The sequence below is a fragment of the Pseudomonas chlororaphis genome (assembly GCA_001023535.1).
GTDB classification, from domain to species: domain Bacteria; phylum Pseudomonadota; class Gammaproteobacteria; order Pseudomonadales; family Pseudomonadaceae; genus Aquipseudomonas; species Aquipseudomonas chlororaphis_E.
On the sequence record CP011020.1, the window covers coordinates 92571 to 117592 of the forward strand.

23 protein-coding genes are annotated in these 25022 nt (G+C 62.1%); 10 read left to right on the forward strand and 13 right to left on the reverse strand.

Annotation, left to right across the window (positions count from 1 at the left end):
- Nucleotides 1–238: 238 nt before the first annotated feature.
- Complete coding sequence (locus VM99_00395) at nt 239–1579, forward strand: membrane protein (GenBank protein ID AKJ96590.1); 1341 nt, start codon at nt 239–241, stop codon at nt 1577–1579.
- Nucleotides 1580–1594: 15 nt separating this feature from the next.
- On the opposite strand, the gene VM99_00400 is transcribed toward VM99_00395, so the two are convergent.
- Complete coding sequence (locus VM99_00400; GenBank protein ID AKJ96591.1) at nt 1595–2449, reverse strand: LysR family transcriptional regulator; 855 nt, start codon at nt 2447–2449, stop codon at nt 1595–1597.
- A gap of 92 nt (nt 2450–2541) precedes the next feature.
- On the opposite strand from VM99_00400, the gene VM99_00405 reads away from it, so the two are divergent.
- Entirely contained in the window at nt 2542–3462 is a 921-nt protein-coding gene (locus VM99_00405; GenBank protein AKJ96592.1) for a membrane protein, read from the forward strand.
- Nucleotides 3463–3471: 9 nt separating this feature from the next.
- Here the strand turns inward: VM99_00405 and VM99_00410 are convergent, their stop codons facing one another.
- Nucleotides 3472–4020: a DNA repair protein gene (locus VM99_00410; GenBank protein AKJ96593.1), complete on the reverse strand. Its 549-nt coding sequence runs from the start codon at nt 4018–4020 to the stop codon at nt 3472–3474.
- Between the two features lie 141 nt (nt 4021–4161).
- The gene (locus tag VM99_00415) at nt 4162–4509 is read right to left on the reverse strand and encodes a hypothetical protein (protein ID AKJ96594.1); all 348 of its coding nucleotides are present in this window, start codon (nt 4507–4509) and stop codon (nt 4162–4164) included.
- Between the two features lie 110 nt (nt 4510–4619).
- Between VM99_00415 and VM99_00420 the strand changes: the two genes are divergently transcribed.
- Nucleotides 4620–5525, forward strand: coding sequence for an AraC family transcriptional regulator (locus VM99_00420; GenBank protein AKJ96595.1), 906 nt, complete (start codon nt 4620–4622; stop codon nt 5523–5525).
- A 16-nt stretch (nt 5526–5541) separates the two neighbouring features.
- On the opposite strand, the gene VM99_00425 is transcribed toward VM99_00420, so the two are convergent.
- Both VM99_00425 and VM99_00430 read right to left on the reverse strand, forming a co-directional pair.
- Nucleotides 5542–7596, reverse strand: a complete 2055-nt coding sequence (locus VM99_00425) for an FAD-binding oxidoreductase (protein ID AKJ96596.1) — start codon at nt 7594–7596, stop codon at nt 5542–5544.
- Nucleotides 7597–7790: 194 nt separating this feature from the next.
- Nucleotides 7791–9401, reverse strand: a complete 1611-nt coding sequence (locus tag VM99_00430; protein AKK01645.1) for a histidine kinase — start codon at nt 9399–9401, stop codon at nt 7791–7793.
- Between the two features lie 103 nt (nt 9402–9504).
- Between VM99_00430 and VM99_00435 the strand changes: the two genes are divergently transcribed.
- The gene (locus tag VM99_00435) at nt 9505–10143 is read left to right on the forward strand and encodes a LuxR family transcriptional regulator (GenBank protein AKJ96597.1); all 639 of its coding nucleotides are present in this window, start codon (nt 9505–9507) and stop codon (nt 10141–10143) included.
- 272 nt (nt 10144–10415) lie between these two features.
- Here the strand turns inward: VM99_00435 and VM99_00440 are convergent, their stop codons facing one another.
- From VM99_00440 to VM99_00450, 3 genes are all read right to left on the reverse strand, one after another.
- Nucleotides 10416–10706 carry a hypothetical protein gene (locus VM99_00440; protein AKJ96598.1) on the reverse strand — a complete coding sequence of 97 codons (291 nt, stop codon included), beginning with the start codon at nt 10704–10706 and terminating at the stop codon, nt 10416–10418.
- A 200-nt stretch (nt 10707–10906) separates the two neighbouring features.
- Nucleotides 10907–12262, reverse strand: a complete 1356-nt coding sequence (locus VM99_00445; protein AKJ96599.1) for a chemotaxis protein — start codon at nt 12260–12262, stop codon at nt 10907–10909.
- A 121-nt stretch (nt 12263–12383) separates the two neighbouring features.
- Nucleotides 12384–13310: a transcriptional regulator gene (locus tag VM99_00450; GenBank protein AKJ96600.1), complete on the reverse strand. Its 927-nt coding sequence runs from the start codon at nt 13308–13310 to the stop codon at nt 12384–12386.
- A 140-nt stretch (nt 13311–13450) separates the two neighbouring features.
- Here VM99_00450 and VM99_00455 point away from each other — a divergent pair, with 140 nt between their 5' ends.
- On the forward strand, nt 13451–14050 hold the full coding sequence (locus VM99_00455) for a glutathione S-transferase (protein AKJ96601.1): 600 nt from the start codon (nt 13451–13453) through the stop codon (nt 14048–14050).
- Nucleotide 14051: 1 nt separating this feature from the next.
- Here the strand turns inward: VM99_00455 and VM99_00460 are convergent, their stop codons facing one another.
- From VM99_00460 to VM99_00470, 3 genes are all read right to left on the reverse strand, one after another.
- The gene (locus VM99_00460) at nt 14052–14837 is read right to left on the reverse strand and encodes a diguanylate phosphodiesterase (protein ID AKJ96602.1); all 786 of its coding nucleotides are present in this window, start codon (nt 14835–14837) and stop codon (nt 14052–14054) included.
- A 130-nt stretch (nt 14838–14967) separates the two neighbouring features.
- Nucleotides 14968–16284, reverse strand: coding sequence for an amino acid permease (locus VM99_00465; protein ID AKK01646.1), 1317 nt, complete (start codon nt 16282–16284; stop codon nt 14968–14970).
- 435 nt (nt 16285–16719) lie between these two features.
- On the reverse strand, nt 16720–17691 hold the full coding sequence (locus VM99_00470) for a hypothetical protein (GenBank protein AKJ96603.1): 972 nt from the start codon (nt 17689–17691) through the stop codon (nt 16720–16722).
- A 94-nt stretch (nt 17692–17785) separates the two neighbouring features.
- Here VM99_00470 and VM99_00475 point away from each other — a divergent pair, with 94 nt between their 5' ends.
- Nucleotides 17786–18601: an AraC family transcriptional regulator gene (locus VM99_00475; GenBank protein AKJ96604.1), complete on the forward strand. Its 816-nt coding sequence runs from the start codon at nt 17786–17788 to the stop codon at nt 18599–18601.
- On the opposite strand, the gene VM99_00480 is transcribed toward VM99_00475, so the two are convergent.
- Nucleotides 18578–20032 (reverse strand): 6-aminohexanoate hydrolase, encoded by a 1455-nt coding sequence (locus VM99_00480; protein ID AKJ96605.1) that lies wholly within the window; start codon nt 20030–20032, stop codon nt 18578–18580. The genes VM99_00475 and VM99_00480 overlap by 24 nt on opposite strands.
- A gap of 106 nt (nt 20033–20138) precedes the next feature.
- Here VM99_00480 and VM99_00485 point away from each other — a divergent pair, with 106 nt between their 5' ends.
- A complete protein-coding gene (locus tag VM99_00485) occupies nt 20139–20711 on the forward strand; it encodes a TetR family transcriptional regulator (GenBank protein ID AKJ96606.1) in 573 nt (190 codons plus the stop codon).
- 4 nt (nt 20712–20715) lie between these two features.
- Here VM99_00485 and VM99_00490 read toward each other — a convergent pair whose 3' ends face one another.
- Entirely contained in the window at nt 20716–21312 is a 597-nt protein-coding gene (locus VM99_00490) for a TetR family transcriptional regulator (protein ID AKJ96607.1), read from the reverse strand.
- Nucleotides 21313–21804: 492 nt separating this feature from the next.
- Between VM99_00490 and VM99_00495 the strand changes: the two genes are divergently transcribed.
- From VM99_00495 to VM99_00505, 3 genes are all read left to right on the forward strand, one after another.
- Entirely contained in the window at nt 21805–22818 is a 1014-nt protein-coding gene (locus VM99_00495; GenBank protein ID AKJ96608.1) for an oxidoreductase, read from the forward strand.
- Between the two features lie 80 nt (nt 22819–22898).
- Nucleotides 22899–24419, forward strand: coding sequence for an AMP-dependent synthetase (locus VM99_00500; protein ID AKJ96609.1), 1521 nt, complete (start codon nt 22899–22901; stop codon nt 24417–24419).
- Nucleotides 24409–25020 carry a haloacid dehalogenase gene (locus VM99_00505; GenBank protein AKJ96610.1) on the forward strand — a complete coding sequence of 204 codons (612 nt, stop codon included), beginning with the start codon at nt 24409–24411 and terminating at the stop codon, nt 25018–25020. The genes VM99_00500 and VM99_00505 overlap by 11 nt, the downstream gene beginning before the upstream one ends.
- Nucleotides 25021–25022: the final 2 nt, after the last annotated feature.

Consider the following 25022-nt stretch of genomic DNA (forward strand, 5'->3'; position numbering starts at 1 on the left):
ACAAGGATCTGCGGTTGTTCATTGCATTTGCGCACGCACCAAATCCTGTGGGAGCGAGCTTGCTAGCGAAGGCGTCGGCACGGCCAACCTCGATTCAATCCTCAACCGTCTCCTAATTAACAACGTTTAACTCGCCCCTCCCCGCCTCGCCACGAAGAATGACTCCCGCCGTTCGGCCCGGCCTTCCCACCGGAATCAGCCAAGCCGAGGCAAGTCATTTTTCACCGGGGCATTACCCATGTTGCTTGCATCAAAAAATATCACCGGGCTCAAGCCGGTCTGGCTCCTGGCCTGGTTGGCCGGCGGGGCTGCGCCGGTGATGGCGGCGGGGTCGGGGCAAGAGTCAGCTGGCGTTCTCGACGGCGCCAAGCTGGACGTGCTCAGCCGCAACTTCTACCTCAATAACGACTATCGCTCCGCCAGCCCCTCTGGCAAAAGCTACAAGGCGGAATGGGCCCAGGGATTCATCACGTCTTTCGAGTCTGGATTTACCGCCGGCACGGTCGGCGTGGGCCTCGATGCCCACGGCTTCCTGGGTCTGAAGCTGGACGGCGGCAAGGGGCACTCCGGCACGGGATTGCTGCCGCTGGATGATGACGGCCGTAGCGAGGACCAGTATTCCAGCGCCGGCGGCGCGCTGAAGTTCAAAACCTCACGCACCACCCTGGCAGTGGGTGAAATGACCGTGGAAACCCCGGTATTCGACACCGCAGACAAACGCCTGCAACCGGAATACGCCACAGGCACGCTACTCACCAGCCACGAGCTCGACGGCATCGACCTGCAAGCGGGCCATTTCAGCGCATTCAAGAACCAGGACGCTTCCACCGGCAGGGGCGACTTTTCCGGTTACGGCGCCACGACCCGTCACAGCACCATCGACTTCATCGGCGCCGACCTGCTGGCCGGACAGCCCCTGGGCGGCGCCCTCTATGCGTCCGAGCTGAGCGATACCTGGCGCCAGTACTACGCCAACCTGCACACCACCTTCGGCGCGCTGTTTGTCGACGGCAACCTGTACCACACCCGCGATGAAGGCCGGGCTGCCGCCGGCGAGATCGACACCACGGCCTATAGCCTTTCCGGTCGGTATCGACTCAACGCCCAGGCCTTCACCCTGGCCTATCAGAAGATCAATGGCGACACGCCCTTCGATTTCGTCGGCGGCGATTCGATCTACCTGGCCAACTCGATCAAGTACGCCGACTTCAACGGCCCGGGGGAACGCTCCTGGCAAGCACGGTACGACCTCGATCTCGGCGCCCTGGGCATTCCCGGCCTGAGCTTCATGGCCCGCTATGTAACCGGAAGCGGGATAGACGGCAGCCACGCGCCGCAAGGCGGTGCCTACAACCCGTTCGATGCGGACAGCGGCACCTACCGTCCACAACAAGGCGATGGCGGACGCCACTGGGAGCGCGACCTGGACCTGCACTACACCGTGCAATCAGGCCCGGCGAAAGACCTGTCACTGCAACTGTCCCATGTCACCCACCGCGCCAACAGCGCCCAGGCTGGGGACGACATCGACAGGCTGTATGTCGTCATCCAGTACCCGCTCAAGCTGGGGCCGTTTTGAACCACCGCGCCGGGTTCACAGCCGGAAATGCTGCTGCAGGGCCCGGCCGAGCAGGTCAACCGCTTCGTCGGCGTATGAGGCCTGAGACCTGACGAACACCACCTCATGGTCGGCAATGGCAGGCAGGTCGTCGAGGATTCGCATGCTCGGCGTCACCCGCGCGCGGTCTATCAGGCTGATCGCCAGGCCCGCTTCCACACACGCCTTGACGGCCTGGTTGGAGGGGCTTTCGAGGACGATGCGCGTCTTGCGGCCGCGTTGCCTGAGGGACTCGATCATCGCCTGGCGATAAGGGCATTGCGCCGCATGCACGGCCAGCGGCAACGGCTCCATCGAGGCGATCGCCGTCTGGGCCGGACCCACCCAGACCGGCGTGGTGGACACCAGCACCTGCGCCTGGGCATCCGGCTCGCCCTTCGGCTGGGTCACGACCGCGGCTTGAAGCTTGTCGCGCTGCACCAGGTCGCGCAGTGCATAGCTGGGCGCGGTCTTGAGCTCCAGCACTACATTGGGCCAGGCCGAGGCGAAGGTCGGGAGGATGTCGCGAATCACATGGTCGGCGTATTCGTCCGGCACCCCCAGGGTAATGCGGCCCGCCAGTCGCGTCCCCTGCAGGTCGGCCAGCACTCGGTCATGGGTGCGCAGCAGCTCCGTCGTCGCCAGCAGCAGCCGCTTGCCCAGCGTCGTCAGGGAAACGGCCTGATTGTCACGATTGAATAAACGGCCACCGGCAACCGCCTCCAGCCGTTGGATGTGCACGCTCACCGCTGCCGGGCTCTTGTGAAGCAGTTGCGCCGCTGCGTTGAACTTGCCGATCCGCGCCACCGCATGGAACGTGCGGACCAAGTCGATATCGAGTGTGGCTGTCATAGTTCAACCCTTTTGAACAACTGATGCACGATATTTTGATTTATTAGATTACGCCGGTTTCGTAGCCTGGGGCCATGAACTTGCCAAAATCGATGTCCTGCCCTTCTCTCTCACGGCCCGACTGGTGCCAGGCCATTCCATTGCCCCTACTGGAGGCGGCGTTGCTGCTGACCTGGAGTTCCGGCTTCATCGGCGCACGGTTCTCCCTCGACTACGCACCGGCGTTGCTGGTGGTGTTCTGGCGCTGCGTGGTGGTCACTGTCATTCTGTTTCCGTTCGTCATCAGTCAGTTGCGGCGCGCCTCCCCCGGCGTGCTTCTGAAAAATGCCGGCATCGGCCTCCTGGCCATGGCCGGCTACCTGGCCGGTATCGTCCAAGGCATTGCCCTGGGTGTACCCGCAGGCCTGGCCGCCCTGGTGGCCGACCTGTTGCCCATCGGCATGGCCCTGCTGGCGGCCGGCGTGTTGGGGCAACGACTGGCCTGGCCAGTCTGGGCAGGCCTGGTCATCGGGCTGCTAGGCGTGTCCGTGGTCACCCACGGCGCGCTGGCGTGGGGCAACGCGCCGTGGTGGGCCTATAGCCTGCCGCTGCTGGGCATGTTGTCGCTGGCCGTCGCCACCCTGTGGCAGAAGCGCCTTCCCGCGTCCGATTCACTGGGCCTGCTGCCTAACCTGTGGCTGCAATGTTGCGTCTCAGGCGTGGCCTTCGCCGGCCTTGCGGGCGCCCAGGGCAGCCTGGCCCCGATTCCCAGCGCAGGGTTTGCCATGAGCGTGCTGTGGACCGCCGGGTTGTCCACCCTGGGCGGCTATGGGTTGTATTGGCTGTGCCTGCGCCGCGCGACCGCCACTCGGGTCGCCAGCGTGCTTTACCTCAGCCCACCCATCACCCTGCTGTGGGCCTGGGCCATGTTCGGCGAGCCGCTTTCCTGGCAAATGGTGTCTGGCCTGGCTGTGTCCGCCTTGGGACTCTGGCTGGTGGTGCGCACGGAAGCGCGGCAGGCCCGGCGCCGATAGCGACCGCTCTCAGGCGCCCGAAGTTGTCACCGCAGGGTAATGCAGTGTCGTGCCGCAGACCTTCGCGGCTGGGTTCAAGACGGCTTTGTTTGCCTTGTCCTTGTCCAGGATATGGATGACTTCAACTCCGCGCAGCAGCAGATAATCCGCGATGATCCGCCGATGGCAGCGCCACCAGACAGCCTCCGCGCACATGATGACGCAACGTTGGTGCTGGCTCAGGTCCAGGAGGCGAACCAGCCCGCGCTCGAACTCGTCCGAGAGCGCGTAATCGGCATAGTTGTGGAAGCTGCGATTGTCCCAGAACCCATTGACCTCATCGGCAACGCTCCTGGACTTCTTGCGCAAGCCACCCAACTGCTCGATCTGCTCGTGACCCAGGCCCACTTCGGCCAGCCGTTGGGCAAAGGTATCCAGGTTGTATTGCGGGTTGGTGCGTGAGCGTGGAACCGTCCTGACGTCGACCACGGTCTCGATTGCAAACCCTTTGACGATGTCCACGAACTGGTCGAAGGTCCGGGTGGAATGACCGATCGTGTAGATGCTTGAATGCTCCATCAGTGAAAACCCGACGCTGATCCTGGTATTCGCATTAGGTCCGCCGTTCCGGCAAAGGTTTCTTGATCGTTTCACCGTGGCGAGGGCGCCGGCGCTCGCTGGACTGCGTGGCCTTCGCCACGGTGAAGGTGGGGCCAGTGATCACGCCGGGGCTTTGAGCGTGTCGTAGGCTTCCAGCGTGCGCAGCGAATAGATGTACGCAGCGCCGGCGTTCAACGAGATCGCCGTGGCCAGGGCTGCGCTGACCTCTTCGCGGTTTGCGCCGGCCTTGATCGCCGCGTCGGTGTGGGCGGCGATACATCCGTCGCAACGGGTGGTGACGGCGACCGCGATGGCGATCAGCTCGCGGGTCTTGGCATCGAGTACGTTGTTTTCACTGGCGGCCTCCCCCAAGGCCATGTAGGCCTTGACCATTTTCGGGTTGCTGCGGCCCAGCGCGCCGAAGGCTTTTTGAAGGGTGGGCAATAATTCGGACCAGTTATGGAACATGGCATTAACTCCTGAGTGGGTTGGGTGTACTGTTTCAACGCCTTCAGTTTTCCATCCCTGCGCCGGTCGGGTTTGTCCAATGCTCTCAGCGTTTTTCGCGAAAATCTCAAATGCATGCCATCGATAAACTCATCAGCCTGGCCAACGTACGCGGCAGCCTGGACCTGCGCTGCCAGTTCGACGGTGACTGGGCCCTGGATCACGCGCAGCAAGCGTTGGGCAAGGCGCCCTATCACATCGTGCTGGCCGGTGAATGTCGGGTGGAGTTTCCGGATGGGCAGCGCTTGCCCATGCGCGCCGGCGATATCCTGCTGCTGCCGCGCGGTGCCCGGCACGTCATGCACAGCCCCGGTAAAACCGTGGCGCCGGTCACGCCCACTCAAGTGATGGGCGGCACCTTGCCGATTCATCGCATCGGCGGTGCCAGCGTTGAGCTGGACATGCTCTGCGGCGACTTCCACTTCAACCGCGCCTCGCTGCTGTTCGCCGCCTTGCCCGACTACCTGGTGATTCCCAGCGGCGCACTGCCCGCCGGCGGCCCGCTGCCGGCGCTGGTCGAAGTGATGCGAGGGGAAGCGGACGGCAACCAGGTCGGCGCGGGGTTTCTGCTCGACGCCCTGTCCCAGGCGCTGTTCACCCTGATCCTTCGAGCACACCTGGCCAGCCAGGGGCAGGACAGCGGCTCGTTGGCCTTGCTGGGCGACAAGCGTCTGGGCCGGGCCTGGCAGGCGATGCTGGATGATCTCGCGCACCCGTGGACCATCGAAAGCCTGGCGCAGATCGCGAACATGTCCCGGGCGAACTTCATGCGCGCGTTCGTCAGAGTCGCCGGCGTCTCGCCCTGGGTGCTGCTGACGCACATGCGCATGGAGCAGGCGTTCAATCTCCTGCACCAGTCACACCTGGGGTTGAGTGACATCGCGTTACAGGTCGGCTACCAATCCCAGGCCGCGTTCAGCAAGAAATTCAAGGAGCTCCATGGCCAAGCCCCCGGCAAAGTGCGACGCGGGCTCTAGCTGAGCGGGCGCCGGTTCAGATCTCCAGCACCAGGGGTTCACTGCCTTGGGCCGGCACCGCGCAACAGATCAGCACTTCGCCTTCGCCAACCGGTTCGGCCGGCGGGGTCAGGTAGTGCACCTGGCCCTGGCTCAGGCGAGTCTTGCAGGTGCCACAGGAACCGCCACGGCAACTGAATTCCGGCTCCAGCCCTCGCGCCTCGGCCAGTTCGAGCAAGGTCCCGCTGCCCGGTTCCCAACGCCCTTCCTTGGCCGAACCGGCGAACAGGATCTTCACCGGCTCGGTCGCCGCCGGCACTTGCTGCGCCGCCGGGACAAGGACCTCGACGTCCCGCACCAGGGTGGACGGGCCGAAGGTTTCGGCATGGATGCGATCGTCCGGAATGCGCAGGCCGCGCAGGCCATCGTACAGCGCCTGGGTAAAGCTGCCTGGCCCGCACAGGTAGTAATCGTAGTCATTCAAGGGCAACCACTTCTTGAGCAGCTCGATATCGATCCGGCCCGGCAGGTCGTAAGCTTCGTTCGCGCCCGCCTCCACAGGCGGCTGGCTGACCATGCGCAACACTTGCACCTTGTCGCCGGCACGCGCCACCAGTGCATCGATCTCATCACGAAACGCCAGTTCAGCCACCGTCCGCGCGCTTTGCACCAACCAGACCGGGCGCAGGCGGTTTATGCGCAGCCCTTGGTAAACCACTTCGCGCAACATCGACAACAGCGGCGTGATGCCAACGCCGGCCGCCAGCAACACCAGGGGGCGCCGTTCGGTCGGTTGCACAGTGAAATGCCCCTGGGGCGCGCGCGCCTCGATCGTGTGCAGTGGCAGGACCTGATCATGCAGGTGGGACGACACCGAACCATCGCGCTTGACGCTGATGCGCAGAAAATCATCCGACGGTGCACTGGACACGCTGTAGGTTCGAATCGACGGGGCTTTGTGCCCAGGCAACGAGACCCGCACCGGCAGATGTTGCCCGGCTTCGAACCGCGGCATACCGACCCCGTCGCTCGCTTGCAGGTAGAACGAGCGAATGCCGGGGCTCTCCTCCACCACCTGCGTGACCCGCAGCGAACGCCAGTGGGTCCGCAAGGCCTCGGCCTGCAAACGCTCGGTGGCATGCTCCCAACTGCCGGTCATCCGCGAATTCGGCGATTCCCCTTCGGCCTTGTCTTTCCAGCGCAATGGGAGTGCGGCCGGCCGGTGGACGATGCGCTGGGGCGTGAAGCGCAACAAGCGCTCGGCGCCCTGGAACGCGGCGATCTCGGGATCGTCCAGCACCACCTGCGCCGTGCCGCTCATCTGCAGCAGGTCGCCGGTCTGGACATCGACGAACACCAGCCCGGCCCGAGGGTTGAGCAGGATATTGCCCAAGGTATTGAAGAACAGGTTCCCGGAAAAGTCAGGCACCGTCAGTGTCCCGTTCTCATCCATGCGCACGAACCCCGGTTTGCCGCCGCGGTGGGAGGCATCGACCTGCCGCTCGCCATCACGCACCACGTAGGAGGCGATGTAGAACGAATCGGCGGTCGTCACCAGGCGCCGCACCAGGGGGTCTGCCACGGTCAACTCGCGGGGTGCGCCGGCCTGCTCCTCGACAAAGGCATACTCGCGCAGGTTGATGTAACGCGGGCAGTTGCCATAGGCCTGGCGCACCGAAATTTCGAGCCCCTGCTCAAGCTGGCGCCGCACGACCCCATTCATGCGGTTACGCCGCCGGGTGTGCAATTCGATGCCCAGCATGCCGATGGCGTCCCCTTCGCCCAGGCCTTCCTGGGCCGGGTCATCGGGTTGCGGCTGGACATTGATGTGCAGGGTTTGCGGATCGGGCGAGTTCATGAAACCGGGCCGCCCCGCACGCAGGGTCGCCCAGACATCGCCCTGGCGATCCACCGCTCCGAGCACCACGAACGGCAACTGGGCGTAGAACTCACGATGCTGATCCGGCATCCAGGTCCGCGCCAACTGACGCTGGCCAACACCGGCCATCATGTCCACCGCGCCCACCGAGCGCTGCAAAGTCAGCTCTCCTTCGTGCCAGGGCGAGGGTTGTACGGTCGTGGCTTCGTCCATCATCAGCTCCTCGCGCCCGCAGCGTAAAGCCGCGCCATGGCGCCTCGGTCAGGGATACTCCGCCACACCTGTGGCCAGGCGTGCAGGTCAGTGGCGTCATCTTCTGCCCAAAGCGCCGGTACAGGAATACGCACACGCTGCAATCCACTCTTTCACACAGTGCAAGGGTGATGGGGCCGTGCCGGTCCACGGCGTCATACCCTGAGGCTGGCGAAATGCTTGGTCAGCTCCATCAAGGTCGCCCGCAGCTCCGGGGGGCGCACGGGCTTGGCCAGGATCGAGATGTTCATGTGGTGCAACGCATGGCGGATCCGTTCGATGTCGTGGCCGGTCATGATCATCGCCGGGACCTCCCAGCCACGTTGCTCGCGGATCGCCGCGATGCACTCGGAACCCGAGACCTTCGTCCCGAGGTCGAAGTCGGCAATGATGATGTCGCAGTCGCTGGTCACGCCCACCCCGTCGCTGTGGGTCTCGACTTCGCAACCCCACTTTTCCAGCAGCGCCGAGGTCGCCATCAGCACGTTGGCGTCATCCTCCACCAGGCACACCCGCAAGCCCTGCAAGCGGCTCTGCGTGGGCGGCGTACGCGCAAGCGCCGCCCGGGGCGCGACCTTTTCCAGGCCTTCGATGGCGGCGCAGGTTCCCCTGCCGACCCTGGAATCGAGCCGGATCTGCAGGTTGATCAGATGGCTGATGCGCTTGACGATCGACAACCCCAGGCCCAGCCCCTCGACGTCCTTGTCGCGGACGTGACGCACCCGGTAGAACTCCTTGAACACTTCGGGCAGATGTTCGGCGGCAATGCCGCGCCCCTTGTCGTAGATGACGATGGCCAGGCCATTGCCCCTGGGCCGCACGCCAATCAACACCGGTTTGCCAGGGGCGTACTTCAGCGTATTGGAGATCAGGTTCTGCACCATGGTCGCCAACAGGCCGGCATTGACGTTGACCCACTGGTGGCAGGGCCGCAGGCGCAACTCGACACCGGCCCAGCGCGCCGCCTCGGTGTTCTGCTTGACCACGTCCTGCAGCAGCGCGCCCAGGTGCACGGGCTCCGATTGCGGCTCCAGTTGCCCGTTGTCGAGGGTGTAGATGTCCAGGATCGAGCGAAACAGTTGCGACACGATGTGCAATGAGCGGTCGATGTTATCGACCAGCCGCAGTTCTTCCTGGCCCAGCCGGGCGTCGCGCAGGCATGCGGTGAACAGCCCGATGGAGTGGATCGGCTGGCGCAGGTCATGGCTGGCCTGGGCCAGGAAGCGCGACTTTTCCTGGTTCGCGGCAATCGCTTCTTCCGAGGCAATGCGGGTACGGGTCAACAGGATGTGCGCATAGGCCGGCACGACGACAGTGGTGACGATCAGCATCAGGAACATGTAAGGCTGACCCCGCCAGAACGGCGTGAGCAGGAAGATCATGACCAGAGTCGCCAAGGCAATCAGCGTCGCGGCAGCCAGGTAACGTGACCCGAAGCGCATGCCATTACCCAACGTGACCCAGAGCAACGCGGCATAGACCGGCAATGCGGCCTCTCCGCCCACTATCATGGCGAAGGCGACGCTCGCGTAGTCAAGCGCCATGGCAAAGATACGACGCAGGAAAAAATGCCCGGGCCAGCGCTTGATCGCCATGCGCAGCGGCGCCGCGACACTGAAGAAAAACACCATGTACCACATGATCGGGACATAAGTGCCGAATTCCGAATAGGAAAGGCAAGCGACCACGATGATATAGATTGAAGCGCAGGCCCCGACCGTCAATCTCAATGTCGCCTGGTCCAGCTCGCTATTCTTTTCTGTCATGGTCACAGGATTATTCCAACATGAAAGGTTGTTTCAAACTTGAAACCCAAGGGGGCCGTTTAGGTTACGATGCGCTGACTTGAAGGTCAGGAGGATCTGGAGCATGACGTGCAGAGTAATTGTGGCCGATGACCATCCTTTGTTTCGCGAGGGCATGCTGCGGACCATCGAACGATTGATACCGACGGCCACCATCGAACAGGCCGGCAATCTGGACGAAGTATTGGCCCTGGCGCGCGCCGGGCTGGAAGTGGACACCCTGATACTCGACCTGCGCTTTCCCGGTATCACGTCGCTGCAAGTCATCGGCCAATTGCGCAGTGAATTCAAGCGCACCTCGATCATTGTGGTTTCAATGGTGGATGACGTGGATGTCATTACCCAGGTCATGTCGCTGGGGGCTGACGGTTTCATCGGCAAGAACATCGACCCCGCCGGCATCGCCGACGCCATCATGGCCATCCGCGAAGGCGAAGTGGTGGTGAAATACCAGGCTGAAAACTCGGTGCTGGACGATGCACTGGCCCAACTGACCGCACGCCAGCGGGAAGTGCTTGGCTTGATCGCGGCCGGCAAGACCAACAAGGAAATCGCCCGAGACCTGGGCATCTCGCCCTTCACTGTACGCATCCATGTCTCCAGCCTGCTCAAATCCCTGGGCGTGCCTACCCGTGCGGCGGCAGCGGCACAATTCTCCAGTTTCCCCGTCAACGGCGGATGGCCAGTCAACTCACAGAGTTGAACCCGACACCGGTAGACCGACGGTGGGATTTATCCTCCCTGCCAGCGCGCCATGCCATAGAACACTTGTACTATAGCCGCGTCCTACCCTCCCCTCCTAAGCTGTGAGCGCCCCTGAAAGGTGGCTGGAACAGCCAAGCCTGCAACCACCAACACTCCCGACTGCGCGCCGAAACACCAGGGTGCATGGATCGTATCGAACAGAGACATCCAATGGCCTGTCCGAACGCCGGGCATCGCCTCAACCGAGGGCGCTCCAATAGCCGGCCTCGCTCACTCCTTCCAGGTACCGCCACTCACGGTGCACCCCTTGCGGGTGCTCTCCAGCAGGTCAGCCGTGCGCTTGTAGTAATAGAAATCCACCCCCTGTCCGTTGACGTTCAGGCAGGTGGCCTGGGGGTTTGGCGGACAGGTTTGCGAATAGGTGATCCGGCCCGCTTCTCCGCCCAGGGCGACCGGCATGTTGGCATAGGCTTCACAGCTTGAACGGAACTTGGCCACCGGCTGCTCATCGCTGGCCTGCACGCAGTCCTTGGCCTCGATATGCTGGCCCATGACCGTCATCTCACCTTCCATCGTGCAGGCCTGGCTACCGGCATGGGCCACTGAAACACACAGCAGCGTGGCACTGATCACACTGCAAAAACGAACGACTCCGTTTATGTACTCTCCCGAGATCCTGGATGGTCACAACCGCCAAAGTATCCAGGCTCGGGGATTCATTCTGAATAGCACAGATGGGCTAGTCGCTATGCCTGCAGGGCTCAGCCCACCCAGCCGATGGCCGTCTTGGGAATGACCTCGGACTCGTCGAGCTTGGAGGCGAACATGCTCACCGCCTCAAGCGCATCGGTGGTTCCGGCCCGGATCTGGACGATGACCGAGCCGGCCTGGTCTGCCAGCGTGACCCCGCGCAAGGCCCCCTCGTGGGTCTCGTTCATGCTGGACACCGCGTCACGGGTTTCGGACAGTATCTTGCCGATCATCTCGGCGATCTCCGACGTCGAGCGGCTGGTACGCCCGGCCAGTTGCCGGACTTCGTCGGCCACTACCGCGAACCCCCGCCCCTGGTCACCGGCCCGTGCAGCCTCGATGGCGGCATTGAGGGCCAGCAGGTTGGTCTGGTCGGCAATGCCGCGGATGGTGTTGACGATCGCCGTGATTTCTTCCGAACGCGCGCCCAATTGACCGACCAGGCGCGCGGAAGCGCCGATGTTGTCGGCGATCTCGCGCATTTCCTTGGCTGTCTGATGGATGACCTGGGCCCCCTGCTCCGCGACGCGCTCGGTCTCGGCAGAGATGTGATAGGCACGGGAGGCGCCGCGCGAGTCCTCTTCGAACTTCTCCACCCGCTCGCTGATATTGCTGGCGAACTTGACGATCTTGCTCAACTTGCCTTCGGCGTCATACACCGGGTTATAGCTGGCTTCCAGCCAGACCACCTTGCCGTGCTTGCCCAGGCGCTTGAACTGGCCGCTGAAGAATTCACCGGCGTTCAGGCGTCGCCAGAAATCACTGTATTCGGCGCTGTTGACCAGGTCCGAGTCGCAAAACATCCGATGGTGCTTACCTTTCAGCTCGCCCAGTGAGTAATTCATGACGTGCAAAAAGTTGTCGTTGGCGGTCAGGATATTGCCGCCCAGGTCGAACTCGATCACCGCCATGGCTCGGTCGAGCGCGGCCAGCCGGCCACGGGTTTCCGCCTCGCTCGCGACCTTGGCCGTGACATCGAGTGCATACTTGACCACTTTGACGACGCGGCCCTGTTCGTCGACGACCGGGTTGTAGCTGGCTTCCAGCCAGATGTTCTGGCCCTGCCCACCGCGACGTTGGAACGTACCGGAAACAAACTGACCAGAGCGCAGCTGGTTCCAGAATTCGCGGTACTCGGCACTACCGGCCAGCGCCGGGGTACAGAAATCGCGGTGCGAGAGCCCTGCCAGTTGGTCGGCACGGTAGCCCATCGTCTTCAGGAAATTCTCGTTCGCACGAAGGACTTTGCCATCGGGACTGAACTCGATCACGGCCATCGACCGTTCAAGCGCGCCGACTAATCCCTTGTATGTTGCCAGTTCGGCCGTCCTGGCCGACAGTTCACTTTTCAGTGCTGTGTTAAACATGGCATACCCTCTGCGAACCCGAAAATTTTATTGGACTTCAAAAGGGCTATCGACTCGCGGATCAGGGGCTTTATACACCGCAACACAATTATGTTTTGACGTCAGAAAAACACTGGCCGTGTCACCCGCCCAAATCACTGAATGCAGGTCTGTCGGGGCCTCTGACCTGCTCCAGCAGCCAGGTCCTGAACGCCTGCACCGTTTGGGTCCCGGCCGTTTCATGGGGGCTCACGAGATAGAAACCGAAATCGGATTTCAACTTCAGGTCAAAGGGCACTACCAAGCGCCCGGCCTTGAGGTCGTCCTCGACGTACGTCGAGCGCCCGATGCACACCCCCAAGCCATCCACCGCAGCTTGCACCGCCATCATCGCCAGGTCGAATGTCAGGCGTGAGCCCTCGGCAAGCCGCGCCGGCTGGGCGGCGGCCTCCAGCCAGGCGTTCCAGTCGCCCTGGGTCTGCCCACTGACCTGCAACAAGGTATGGCTGGCCAGATCGCCCGGGTTGCGCAAGGCGCCGGAGCCCTCCAGCAACCGCGGGCTGCACACCGGGAAGATCTCGTCGCACATCAGCCAGTCGGCCCGCAGTCCCTGCCAGTCACCGGCCCCGTAGCGGATAGCAGCATCAATGCCCGTTTTGCGAAAGTCCACCAACTCGGTGGACGCAGTGATACGCACATCGATGCCGGGAAACGCCTGCTGGAACGACGCCAATCGCGGCAACAGCCACTTGGAAGCAAATGAAACCAGGGTGCTGATCGTCAGCACGCTGTGATTGCGCGTCTCCAGCAGTGCCTCGGTGCAATGGCGCAGCTCGTGGAACGCCGAACGAATGCCGGGAAAGTAAGCCTGGCCCTCACGGCTCAGGGCCAGCCCGTCCTTGAGCCGCAGGAACAAACGCACGCCCAACTCCTCTTCGAGCCGCCGGATCTGATGGCTGACGGCGGTCTGTGTCACGTTCAGCTCTTCGGCAGCCTTGGTAAAGCTCATGTGCCTGGCGGCCGATTCGAACGCCTTCAGGCCATTGAGGGAGGGAATTCTGCTGATCATGGGGCGACACGATGCTCATGAGGTTTTGTCATACGCTAGCACCGCAAATGTCCTTTGAACATGTTGCCGTTGCCAGGGATTCTAGGGACGCACGCCAAGGCAATCGCCCCAGCGAACCTCCACCGTCCCTTAGGAACACCATGAAACTGTACTTTGCCCCCATGACCTGTTCATTGTCCCCGCACATCGTCCTGCGGGAACTGGGCCTGCCATTCGAGTTGGTCCGGGTCGACAACCAGACCAAGCGCACCGCCGACGGGCTGGACTTCCTGAGCATCAATCCCAAGGGCTATGTCGCGGCCCTGGCGCTGGATGACGGCAACGTGTTGACCGAAGGACCGGCCATCGTCCAGTACCTGGCCGACCAAGTCCCGGGCAACTCCCTTGCGCCGGCCAATGGCACCTGGGAACGGGTGCGCTTGCAGGAGTGGCTGAATTTCATTGCCACCGAGATCCACAGCGGTTGCGCGCCACTGTTCAACGCCGGCATGGCCGCCTCGGCCAAGGTCATCTTCCGGGAAAAACTGTCCAGGCGTTTCGACTACCTGAACCGGGCTCTCGAACAACAGGCGTACCTGATGGGCCGCTTCGGCTTGGCCGACAGCTATCTGTTCAGCGTACTCAAATGGTTGCCACGGCTCGGCATCGAGATCAGCAACTGGCCGGCGCTGATGGCGTTCATGGAGCGTATCGAAGCACGCCCCTGCGTCCAGGCGGCCATGGCCGCCGAAGCAGCCTGACCTACGTCACATCGAAACGGCAGGTGGGCAGGCGCCCTATTTCCGGCCGCGCGTACAGGTAGCCTTGCATCAGCTCGATGCCCAGCCCCACCAGCGCGGCGCTTTCCCCTGGGGTCTCGACCCCTTCGGCAATGACCAGGATCCCCAGGCGCCTGGCCACCAGGAGAATCCCTTCGACAATGGCCTGTTTCACCGGATCCTGGTCGATGCCACGGGTCAGCGCCATATCGATCTTCAGCACCTGCGGCTGGAACATCGCCAACAGGTTGAGACCCGAATAGCCGGAGCCGAAATCATCGATCGCGGTGGTGAACCCCTGGCGCTCGTATTCGGTGAAGATCGACTTGAGGTGGTCAGGGTCGTCGACTTTCTCGCCCTCGGTGACTTCGAACATCAACCGATCCAATGGAAAATTGGCCAGGCGCGCCGCCTCCAGCGTAGCCCGGATGCAGGTCTCGGCCCGGTAAACAGCGTTGGGCAGGAAGTTGATGCTCAGCAGGCATCGAGGGAGGTCCAGAAGGCCCAACCGGGTAGCCTCTTCGATCGCCTTTACGCGACATGCCTGGTCGAACCGGTAGCGGTTGCCGTCATTCACCTGCCCCAGGATGTCGCTCGCCGATTCACCGTTGATCCCTCTGACCAGTGCTTCATAGGCAAACGCAGCGCCGGTTCGCAGATTGAAGATCGGCTGGAACGCCATGGTGAAATCGAACCCGAGCGCCTCATGGTCGCGGCACTCGGCACAGCCAAGGGACTTGAAGGTTTGACGGGGGGAGTGTTCGGTCATGATCGATATTCCGTTGCGTTGACGGTACGTCCCTGCCGGTGCAAAGACTCTAGTCAGCCCTCCCTGAATCGGCAAAGGCCTGGCTTTCTGGAGCGCCGTCGATCACCGGCATCGGTTTGCAACCAAACACCTAGCCGGGTTTTACGGCCACAGGCATTGCCATTCGCGTGCACAGATACAGCAGACCTCCCACACCGACCAGGGCGCCGCCGCGCAACCAGGTTTCCAGGCTTTGCTGGCTGAGCAAGACCAGGCACGAGACGATCGCAAGGAGGGGCACCCAAGTGGGCACCCGAAAATGCGCTTGCGCCACCGGATCGCGGCGCAGCACCAACACCGCCAGGTTGGTGCTGAGGAAAACAAAAAGCAGCAAGAGCACGACGGTCTCGGCCAATGTGGCGAGAGAGCCTGTCAGCGTCAACGCGATGGAGACCAGGGTGGTGGCGATGATCGCGACCCACGGTGTGCGCCTTTTGCGCAGGACTCGCGCCAAGCCCCCCGGCAGTAAGCCCTGGCAGGCCATCCCATAGGCCAGTCGGCTGGCCATGATCATGGTCAGCAGCGCGCCATTGGCCACGGCGACCAGGGCGATGAAGGCAAAGACCCGCGGCGAAACGCTCAACCCCGAGGCGCGGACGACTTCCAGCAAAGGCGCCGAAGTAGCGACCAATTCTTCCATGGGCAGCACCGAGGCAGCCGCGACGCCCACGGCCATGTAAACCACGCCGGCGGTGAGCAACGCGGCAAACAAAGCGCGCGGATAGACCTTACGCACGTCGCGTATTTCTTCGGCGAGATTGGCCGAGGTTTCGAATCCGACGAACGAATAGAACGCCAGTAATGCCGCGCTCAACACCGCCAGCCATGGGCTGACGCCCGGTTTGAATTGCAGCGCACTGTGCAGATGGGCATCGCCGGAACGGAAAAACCAGGCCGCGGCGACGATGACCAGTATCAGGCCCGACAGCTCGATGAGGGTCATGACCAGGTTTGCCCCCAGGGACTCCTTGATTCCCCGGGCATTCAACAAGGCGATCATCACCAGGAACACCAGGGCAGCGATGTGGGGCGGGACGTGAGTGAAGGTCGCCAGGTAATCGCCCGCGAACGCCAACGAAAGGCCGGCTGCACTGGTCACCGCCGCGGCCAGCATGCAAAAGCCGACCAGAAAGGAAAGAAACGGCGAGCGGAACGCCTTTTCGGCGAACACCGACGCCGCGCCGGCCTGCGGGTACTTCGTAACCAGCTCCGCATACGAGCCGGCAGTAAGCATGGCGAAGAACAGCGCCACCAATAAAGGCACCCAGATCGCTCCCCCCACCTGTCCAGCGATGGTCCCGGCCAGCGCGTAGACACCGGCACCCAGCACATCGCCAAGGATGAAGAGAAACAACAAAGGTCCGGTCACGGCTCGCCGCAATGGGGTTCTGGAGGGTTTGGAGGTCACATTCACTCTCGGCTCTGGCGATCGTTCGAAGCCTGCTGGCATGCGCCAGGCGGCTGCATCGTGGTGCTTAAGCAATGGAAATATCGGCCAGGGGAAAGTTCAGAAATGTTCCGGGGATGGCGCTTGAAGCCAGGCTGAAAGCCTTTTCGCGAGCAAGCCCGCTCCCACACAGGGAATCCGTGGTCGACACACATCTTGTGCCCACCCAATAACGCTGTGGGAGCGGGCTTGCCCGCGAAGGCGGTGGGTCAGCCAACCTCTTCATCAACTGATTCACTGCATTCGCGAGCAAGCCCGCTCCCACACAGGGGATCTGTGGCCGACACACATCTTGTGCCCACCCAATAACGCTGTGGGAGCGGGCTTGCCCGCGAAGGCGGTGGGTCAGTCGACTTCATTGGCACTGACAGAGCGCATACGCGAAGATGTTCACCGTTAACTTTGAGCCTGCTCCCCCAGAACCCTCGCATACACTGGCCGGTCAACGTTGCCGCCCGACAGGATCACCCCCACACGTTTCCCCACCATCGCGTCACGCTCCTGCATGAGCGCCGCCAACGCCGCGGCGCCGGCACCTTCGGCGAGGTTGTGTGTGTCGGTGTAGTAGACCCGCATGGCCTCGGCAATTTCACGATCGTCGACCGCCACGATCCGTGCCGCCGCGGCCCCATAGAGGGCGAACGCCTCGGGTATGGGCTTGCGCACGGCGAGGCCGTCGGCGAAGGTGTTCGCCGAAGGGGTCTCGCACAGGGTCCCGGTCTCGAACGACTGCTTCGCCGCCGCAGCCTCAGTGGACACCACACCGACCACTTCGGTGTTCAAGCCCAAGGCATCACGGGCGGCGATGACGGCGCAGATCCCCGACCCGCAGCCGATCGGCACGTAGACCGTGTCCAGGTCCGGCACCGCCTTGAACAACTCCCACCCATAGGTCGCCACGCCCTTGACCAGCTCGGCGTGAAACGGTGGCACCAGAAACAAGCCCTGCCGCTGCGCCAAGCGTGCGGCCTCCTCGCGGGCCTCATCGAAATCGCGACCGAACTCCACCACCTCGCCACCAAAGCCGCGCATGGCTTGGTTCTTCTCCAGCGAATTGCCCTGTGGCACGACGATCAACGCCCGCAAGCCCAACGCTGTTGCCGCCAATGCCAGGCTCTGACCATGATTGCCACGGGTCGCCGTGACCACGCCCTTCACCTCGGGGTGCTCGCGCCTGAGCCAGTGCATGAACGTCAGACCACCGCGGACCTTGAATGCCCCGGTGGGCGTGTGGTTCTCGTGCTTGACCCACACCGTGCAACCCAGCCGTTCAGCCAGCAAGGGCCAAGCATACTGGGCCGTGGCCGGCATGGTTGGGTATATGTTGCGCGCCGCTTGTTCGATATCGTCGAGCGTCAGTTTGTGCATAGGGTCGCCTCCAGGTTTTGCCCAGTCTAGTCATGGGCGCCACCGGCGGGCTTCCAGAAAACTGACCTGACTTTCAGCCCTTTTCTTCACTACTATGTCGCTCATGCACCGCCGCAATCGCCTGCCGCCGCCCCAACCCGAACCGATCCGGCGTATCGAGGCAGGCCCCTGGGCGATTGAATTGCTGCCGGGCTGCGCCTACGCGACCCGCTATGTCGCAACCCAAGCCTCGATCGGCTTCGCCTTCGACAGCCAGTGCGGCCTGCACGCCATCGGCAGCGACCGGGTGCATCCGTTCGAGGCCATGCCCAACGGCCTGGCCTTCGTCCCAGTGGGGTGTGATGTGTTCTCCGAATCGCCCCAGGGCGGTGAATACCTGCGGATCCTGCGCACCGACGGCGTTGCGCTGGAGGGTGAGCGGGCCTTCAACAATCGCATCGACTCGCCGGCCATTGCCCTCGCCCACCGCATGCGCAACGCGCTGTTGCAGGCTTCGGCGCAGGATGACTGGGAATCCTGGGCGTTGGGGTTGGCTGAACGGGTGACGGGCCACGAACGGTTGCCGGCGCCCCCTCCCGGCTCGATCACCGGCCGACGCATGCGCCTGCTCGACGAGTTCATTGACGCAGGTCTCGCCGGCCCGCTCGGCGTACCGGCGATGGCAGCGCTGCTGGGGTTGTCCGAAGGCTATTTCATCCGGGCATTCAAGCTCGCGACGGGAAAAAGCCCCCACAGCTACCTGATCGACCGACGCCTGGCCAAGGCCCGGACCTTGATGACCGACACGAGCGCCAGGCTGACCGAGATCGCCCTCGCCTGCGGCTTCAATTCCCAGGCGCACATGACGACGCTCTTCAGGCAGCGCCTGGGCGTCAGTCCGGCACAGCTACGCGGGCACTCCAGAAGTTGACGAGGCAACCCAGGCCCCGGGTGTGCGACCCGCCCAGGGCAACGCTCGTTCCAACTGCGCTGCCAGGCGCAGCAACGGGGCCTCACGACCGAACCCCGCGCTAAACTGCAAGCCGATCGGCAGGCCGCTGTGCCGATCGACCGCCAGCGGCATGGACATCGAGGGCGAACCGGTCACATTCGCCAAGGCGGTAAAGGGCGAATGGCTGAAGACTCGATCCATCCAGCCCCGCCCGTCCAGCAGCGCCTGGCCTTCGTTGTAGTGACCTATCAACGGGGGCAGCGCTGGTAGGGTCGGGTTCAGCAGGATGTCGTACTGGCTAAAGAAGTGCCCCATGCGACGGGTCACGAGGTTGCGCAGGTGCATGGCCTCGATCAGATCCAGGGCGGTGAGTTGGCTGCCCAGCCGGTGCAACGCCAGCGTGGCCGGCTCCAGTGTGCTGGCATCGACCGCACGCCCGGTGGCCGCCGCGAGGGCGTTGACCCAGGCGGCGGTATTGGCGGACCAGAAGCGCGCGTTCAGTTCCACGAACCCTTCCCAACCCAGGCCGATGTCGAGATCGACTTCCTCGACACGGTGCCCCATGCCCTCCAGTTGCACCGCCACCTCCCGCGTGGCCTGGGCGACCGGCTCGACGCAACGGGTTCCGTTGAGTGGGTGCAGCAACAAGCCGATGCGCAGCGCCCCCGGTTCGCGCGTCGTTTGTGAAAGCCAGGAATGCGCTGGCCGAGCGATCTCGAACGGATCCCCCACGGCCGCCCCTTCCATGGCATCCAGCAAGGCGGCGCTGTCGCGCACGGTTCGACTGACAACACCATGGACGGCAAGCCCGGCCCATACCTCGTCCACTGCCGGGCCCATGGAGATTCGGCCTCGGCTGGGCTTGAGTCCGAACAACCCGGTGGCGGCGGCCGGAACGCGAATCGAGCCACCGCCATCGGTGGCATGGGCAGCGGGCACCATGCCGGCGGCAACGGCAGCGGCCGAACCCCCACTGGAGCCTCCGGCGCTGCGGCTCAAATCCCAAGGGTTGCGGGTTGGGCCCGAATACGCGGCTTCGGTGGTGGTGCTGGCCGCCAACTCCGGCGTGCTGGTGCGGCCCAGGGTCACCAGGCCGGCCTGGCGCAGGCGAATCATCAGGTTGGAGTCTTCAGCGGCGACGCATCCGGCGGCCAGGCGACTGCCCAACTCGTTCAGGCGACCCTGGGCGGTCAGGCCCAAGTCCTTTACCAAGAACGGCACGCCCTTGAACGGGCCTGCGGTGGCCAGGGGTTCATCCTTCCACACCTCGACCACCGCGTTGATCCTGGGGTTGAGCTGTTCGATGGCGCCCAATGCCGCCTCTCTTACCTCGGCCTGGGTGACTTGGCCGTTGGCAATCAGATCGGCCAGGCCAAGGGCGTCATATCCTGCATATTCAGAGGGTTTCATCACATTCTTCCTGGTAAAGACGCTATGATTTGTACTTACCAGTATCGAGCGATACCGTTCGGTATAGTTAGATACCAAACAGTATCGCTGTCAAGCGGAGAACGCCATGCGCCCCGAACGAGTTCCACAACTAGCGCCCCGGGAACGGATCCTGGATGCCGCCGAAGCTCTGTTCTTCACCGAAGGGATCAGTCGGGTAACGGTGGATGCCATCGCGGCCAAGGCCAAATCGACCAAGATGACGGTCTACCGGCATTTCGAGTCGAAAGACGCGCTGGTGCTGGCGTGGATTCGCTTGCTCGTCGACCAGTACGCCGAGGTCTTCGAAGGGTTGGCGGCGCGGCACGCCGACGATCCCAAGGCGCAGATCCTCGGTTTCGCCGAATTCATCGCGCAGGATCTGTCCACGGCGTCTTACCGGGGCTGCCCCTTCACCCACTCGCTGGCGGAGCTCCCGGACCCGCAAAACCCTGCCCGCCAGCTCATCGAGGCGCACAAGAAGCGCCAGTTCCAGCGCCTGGTCGCCCTGTGTGAAGAAGCCGGTCTAGCTGAACCGAATGAAACGGCCATGGCGCTCACCTACCTGATGGAGGGCGCGCAAGTTGTCTCGCAGAACAAAAGTGTCGAGCAGGTCGGTGAAAACCTGATCCGGATGATCCGGAAGATACTCGGCGAATGAGCGCCTAGAGCGGTTCGGCTGTTTGAATCAGCGAATTCAACACCAACTTGATTTCCGCTGCCGGATCTTTATGCCCTTGCAATATCAAACCTTCCGACAAGGCAGTGAAGGTCTTTGCAAGCGTGGCATTTTCCATCGGCGGTTTCTTGCCCGCATGATTGAAGATGATGGTAATCAGCTTGCCCAAGGCAATGCTGTTTTCTTCATGCAGGTCATTGTAGAGCGGTGAAAACTCGGCATCGCGCAGTGCAATCAATTGCAACTCGACGTCAAGGATCGCGCAATTGGCGTTATCTTTCAGGGTGTCGATGTAGGCATTCAGGCCCTGCGTCAACTGCTCGGACGAATAGCCGGCCGCCAGGGTCGAGCCCAACCGATCGATTTCCACCCGCTTGAACCGCTGCGCCAATTGCAACAACAGGTCGGCCTTACTTGAAAAGTTGGAGAAAAATGCCCCTTTCGAATAACCAGCCTCCTCGGAAATGGTGTTCACGCTGGCCGCGTGAAAGCCTTTCTTGATCATCAGATCAATGGCCGTATCGAATAATCTGTCTCTGGTTACTTGCTGGCTTTCCTCTCGACCTAGTCTCTTTTTAATCACGCCCTCGGCTCCTTTAGCCAACGAAAATATCTATTTGTAACTGAATGCAAGCATTGGCTCCTGCCGGCAAAAAAACCCGTGACGGCCATCATATCTTATACACGCTCGTATTAATCACCCGCATCTAAACTTTTAAGCAGGTGCCATGTAATCGCCATGTATTGGGGCAGCCGAAGACGAATGCAAGATGAGTCGCCGGCAGCGACTTACTGTGCCATTAGAACAGCGTCGCCTGGCCTCGACGCCCATTGGAGAATGCCCCGCGATCACGTGCGGCCACCGATGGAACCTTGGGTAAAGCCCGGTTTTTCTCAGCCCCGCGGGCGCTTTTGCGGTGGACCACAAAAGCTTCACATAAATACCGCTTGATTTTCAGATACCGAATGGTTTTTACTTGCGCCGTTGGTGAAGCCCAACGCCTGGTCCGCGCATCGCGTCAGCGACAGCCATCCCGATGCAACGCCAGGGTCACCCCAAAGGAGCTGGATCTTAATGGAATATGCCTTCGTTACAGGCGCTACGGGCCTGCTTGGGAACAACGTCGTCCATGCGCTGCTACAGCGCAAAATCAAGGTGAAAGCGCTGGTTCGCTCCCTTGAAAAGGGGCGCAAGCAGTTCGGCGACCTGCCCGTTGAACTGGTGGAAGGCGACATGCTCGATGTCGACGCTTTCAGCCATGCCCTGCAAGGTTGCGACGCCCTGTTCCATACGGCCGCCTATTTCCGCGACAGCTACAAAGGCGGAAAGCACTGGCAAAAACTCTACGACACCAACGTCACCGGCACCGAACGTCTGCTGCAAGTCGCTTATGCCGCCGGCATCCGTCGTGCCGTGCATACCTCTTCCATTGCCGTGCTCAAGGGCAACCGGGATCAAGTCATCGACGAAACCATGTCTCGCAGTGAGCAGGAAGCGGACGATTACTACTTGAGCAAGATATTGTCCGAGCAGAAGGTCCAAGCGTTTCTAATGCAGCACCCCGACATGTTCATCGCCATGGTATTGCCGGGCTGGATGTTTGGTCCCGGTGATATTGGCCCGACCTCCTCGGGACAGTTCCTGCTCGATTTTGTAGGACAAAAACTCCCTGGTGTTCTTCCTGGAAGTTTTTCCGTGGTCGACGCCCGTGACGTGGCTGAGCATCAGATCGCAGCCATCACCCGCGGTCGTTCCGGCGAACGTTATCTGGCCGCCGGCAACCACATGGACATGAAGAGTATTTTCCAGGCGCTCGCCAGTGTCAGTGGAATCAAGGCACCGGAACGCAAAGTACCTTTGCTCATGTTGCGCATCATCGCCCTGGTCTACGAAGGTTATTACCGTCTTACCAAGAAACCGGTGTTGATCAGCACTTCCACGGTCAAACTCATGGAACAAGAGCAAGGCCGCACACACTTCAGCCATCAAAAGAGTTCAAGGGAGCTGGACTGCAAGTTCCGCCCTGTCAGTGAAACCCTGACCGATACGCTGAACTGGTATCGAAACAATAACTACCTAGATGCTTGATTGACATAAAACAACTATAGCCTGCCTCTGTAGCACTTTTCAGACACGCCATACATCCAAGGATTGAAAGAGGTTGGTATATGAAAAGCCTTTCCAGTAAAGAAGGTTTTCTGCATCGTTTTGTCGGTTTTTCGGAATCTTTCCCCGATCAGATAGCCATCAAGTATCTGGACGCGGAAGAACAGACCGTCACTTACCGTCAATTGCGAAACATGGCACAGGGCTGTAATGGTGTGCTTAAAGCGCTCGATGTTGTCCCCGGCGATAACGTTGCGTTAGTGCTGCCCAATAGCGTGGCGTTCATCGCTTATTACCTGGCGATCATCGGTCGCGGCGCGGTGCCGGTCATCCTCAACCACAAGCTGACGCCGTTCGAGATGTCCAACGTCATCGGCCTGGCCGGGCCAACGCTGGTGGTCACGACTGCCGCGCTGGCGGTGCAGCACAGCGAGCTGTTCCACCCGGACTCCGGCATCCGCCATACCTTGGTGCTGGAGGTGGGGGACGAGCCGGCGGCGGCGCTGCCAGCCCATGCGACTGCCGTCGCTCAGGTGCCGCACGAGGCCGAACCCCTGATGTTGCCCGAGGACAACCCGGTGGTCTCGGTGCAGTTCACTTATCGGGGCCTGGGCAAGCCCCTGGCCGTGGCCCACCGCTATCTCGACCTGACGCAATCGAGCGACGGGCTGCACGAGCAATTCCATCTGCAAGGCGTCGGGTCGGTCCATCTGGTGACGCTGCCGCTCTACGCCATTTTCGGGTTGTCCGTGATGATGGTGTTTCCGTTGAGCATCGGCGCCACCCTGCTGATGACCAACACGCTGCTTAACCGCGACCTGGCTGAAGTCCTGTCCGAACATCAGGTCAGCTTCGCCTGCCTGGTGCCCGACGTCATCCGCTACTTCAACACGCGCCTGGCCAAGCGCAAGGGCGCGCTGTTGCCGATGCACCCGAAATTGATGGTCTATTCCGGCGGCAGCCACCTGCCGGCCGACGAAGCCGAGAAGCTGGGCAAGTTGCTCGGCTGCAACGCAGTGCTGCAGGGCTATGGCTTGACCGAAAGCATGCCGGTGATCGTCCAGAGCTCGATTGGCCAAGTCCACCGCGGTGCCATGGGACGCGCGATCAGCGGTGTGGACCTGCGAGTCGTCGACGCCGAGGGCCGTGACGTTGCCCGCGGACGCATCGGGGAACTGCTGATCCGCGGTTCGATGGTGATCGACGGTTACCTGGATGCCGATGACGCCAACGCCCGGTTCTGGCGTGATGGCTGGTTCCACACCGGAGACCTGGTGTGGCAGAACGAAGACGGCCATGTGTTCTTTTATTGCCAGCGCCTGCGGATCTCGAAGATCAAGGCGCAAATGGTCGACCTGACGGAAATCGAATCCATCGCCCTGAAACACCCTGGCGTAACGCGCGCCAAGGCCTACATCGTCCCGGACAACAAGGAAGTGAACGTCTTGCATCTGTGCGTGGAAGGCAGTGCCGACCTGACCCAGAACGCGATCGCCACCCTGCTTTCGCGCTACCTGTCGGGCTTCAAGCTGCCCAGGACCATCGAAATCATCGCGCTCAAGGAAGTGGCTCATGCAAGCTGACAACACCCAACCGGTACTGGCCGTCTTCGATTTCGACGGCACGTTGACCGACCGGCACACGTTCTGGCGCTACATGCGCTACATCGCCGGCACCCGGTCGTTCTGGCTCAGGATCATTCCCCTGTTGCCGAAAATGCTCAGCGTGGTCGTCGGGATCACCCCATTGATGCAAGCCCGGCTGGCCTTCATCGCCTGTTATCTGGGCGGCCTGTCCGTGGACGATGAGCGCGAGCACGCCAAGTACTTCATCACCGAACTGTTGCCACTGTGGCTGCGCCCCGAGGCCCTGCGCCGGTTGCAATGGCACCAGTCCATGGGCCACGTCACCGCGCTGGTCAGTAACTCGCCCGAGAATTACCTGATCCCCTGGGGCCAGGCGGTGGGTTTCGACTACGTCTGCGGCACTCGCCTGGCCACAGCGAAAAACAAACTGACGGGCAGCATTTGCGGCACCAATTGCGTTGAGAGAGAGAAAGTCACACGGCTCAAGGGCTGCTTGAGCAACCTCGATGACTTCTACATTTATGCCTACGGCGACTCATCTGGCGACGATGCCCTGCTCGGCATCGCTCACTCTCCCTTCTACAGAAATTGGTACTGACC

Coding starts and splice junctions, on each gene's coding strand:
- VM99_00395 (AKJ96590.1), top strand. CDS start 239: ATGTTGCTTGCATCAAAAAATATCACCGGGCTCAAGCCGGTCTGGCTC.
- VM99_00400 (AKJ96591.1), bottom strand. CDS start 2,449: ATGACAGCCACACTCGATATCGACTTGGTCCGCACGTTCCATGCGGTG.
- VM99_00405 (AKJ96592.1), top strand. CDS start 2,542: ATGTCCTGCCCTTCTCTCTCACGGCCCGACTGGTGCCAGGCCATTCCA.
- VM99_00410 (AKJ96593.1), bottom strand. CDS start 4,020: ATGGAGCATTCAAGCATCTACACGATCGGTCATTCCACCCGGACCTTC.
- VM99_00415 (AKJ96594.1), bottom strand. CDS start 4,509: ATGTTCCATAACTGGTCCGAATTATTGCCCACCCTTCAAAAAGCCTTC.
- VM99_00420 (AKJ96595.1), top strand. CDS start 4,620: ATGCATGCCATCGATAAACTCATCAGCCTGGCCAACGTACGCGGCAGC.
- VM99_00425 (AKJ96596.1), bottom strand. CDS start 7,596: ATGGACGAAGCCACGACCGTACAACCCTCGCCCTGGCACGAAGGAGAG.
- VM99_00430 (AKK01645.1), bottom strand. CDS start 9,401: ATGACAGAAAAGAATAGCGAGCTGGACCAGGCGACATTGAGATTGACG.
- VM99_00435 (AKJ96597.1), top strand. CDS start 9,505: ATGACGTGCAGAGTAATTGTGGCCGATGACCATCCTTTGTTTCGCGAG.
- VM99_00440 (AKJ96598.1), bottom strand. CDS start 10,706: ATGACGGTCATGGGCCAGCATATCGAGGCCAAGGACTGCGTGCAGGCC.
- VM99_00445 (AKJ96599.1), bottom strand. CDS start 12,262: ATGTTTAACACAGCACTGAAAAGTGAACTGTCGGCCAGGACGGCCGAA.
- VM99_00450 (AKJ96600.1), bottom strand. CDS start 13,310: ATGATCAGCAGAATTCCCTCCCTCAATGGCCTGAAGGCGTTCGAATCG.
- VM99_00455 (AKJ96601.1), top strand. CDS start 13,451: ATGAAACTGTACTTTGCCCCCATGACCTGTTCATTGTCCCCGCACATC.
- VM99_00460 (AKJ96602.1), bottom strand. CDS start 14,837: ATGACCGAACACTCCCCCCGTCAAACCTTCAAGTCCCTTGGCTGTGCC.
- VM99_00470 (AKJ96603.1), bottom strand. CDS start 17,691: ATGCACAAACTGACGCTCGACGATATCGAACAAGCGGCGCGCAACATA.
- VM99_00475 (AKJ96604.1), top strand. CDS start 17,786: ATGTCGCTCATGCACCGCCGCAATCGCCTGCCGCCGCCCCAACCCGAA.
- VM99_00480 (AKJ96605.1), bottom strand. CDS start 20,032: ATGAAACCCTCTGAATATGCAGGATATGACGCCCTTGGCCTGGCCGAT.
- VM99_00485 (AKJ96606.1), top strand. CDS start 20,139: ATGCGCCCCGAACGAGTTCCACAACTAGCGCCCCGGGAACGGATCCTG.
- VM99_00495 (AKJ96608.1), top strand. CDS start 21,805: ATGGAATATGCCTTCGTTACAGGCGCTACGGGCCTGCTTGGGAACAAC.
- VM99_00500 (AKJ96609.1), top strand. CDS start 22,899: ATGAAAAGCCTTTCCAGTAAAGAAGGTTTTCTGCATCGTTTTGTCGGT.
- VM99_00505 (AKJ96610.1), top strand. CDS start 24,409: ATGCAAGCTGACAACACCCAACCGGTACTGGCCGTCTTCGATTTCGAC.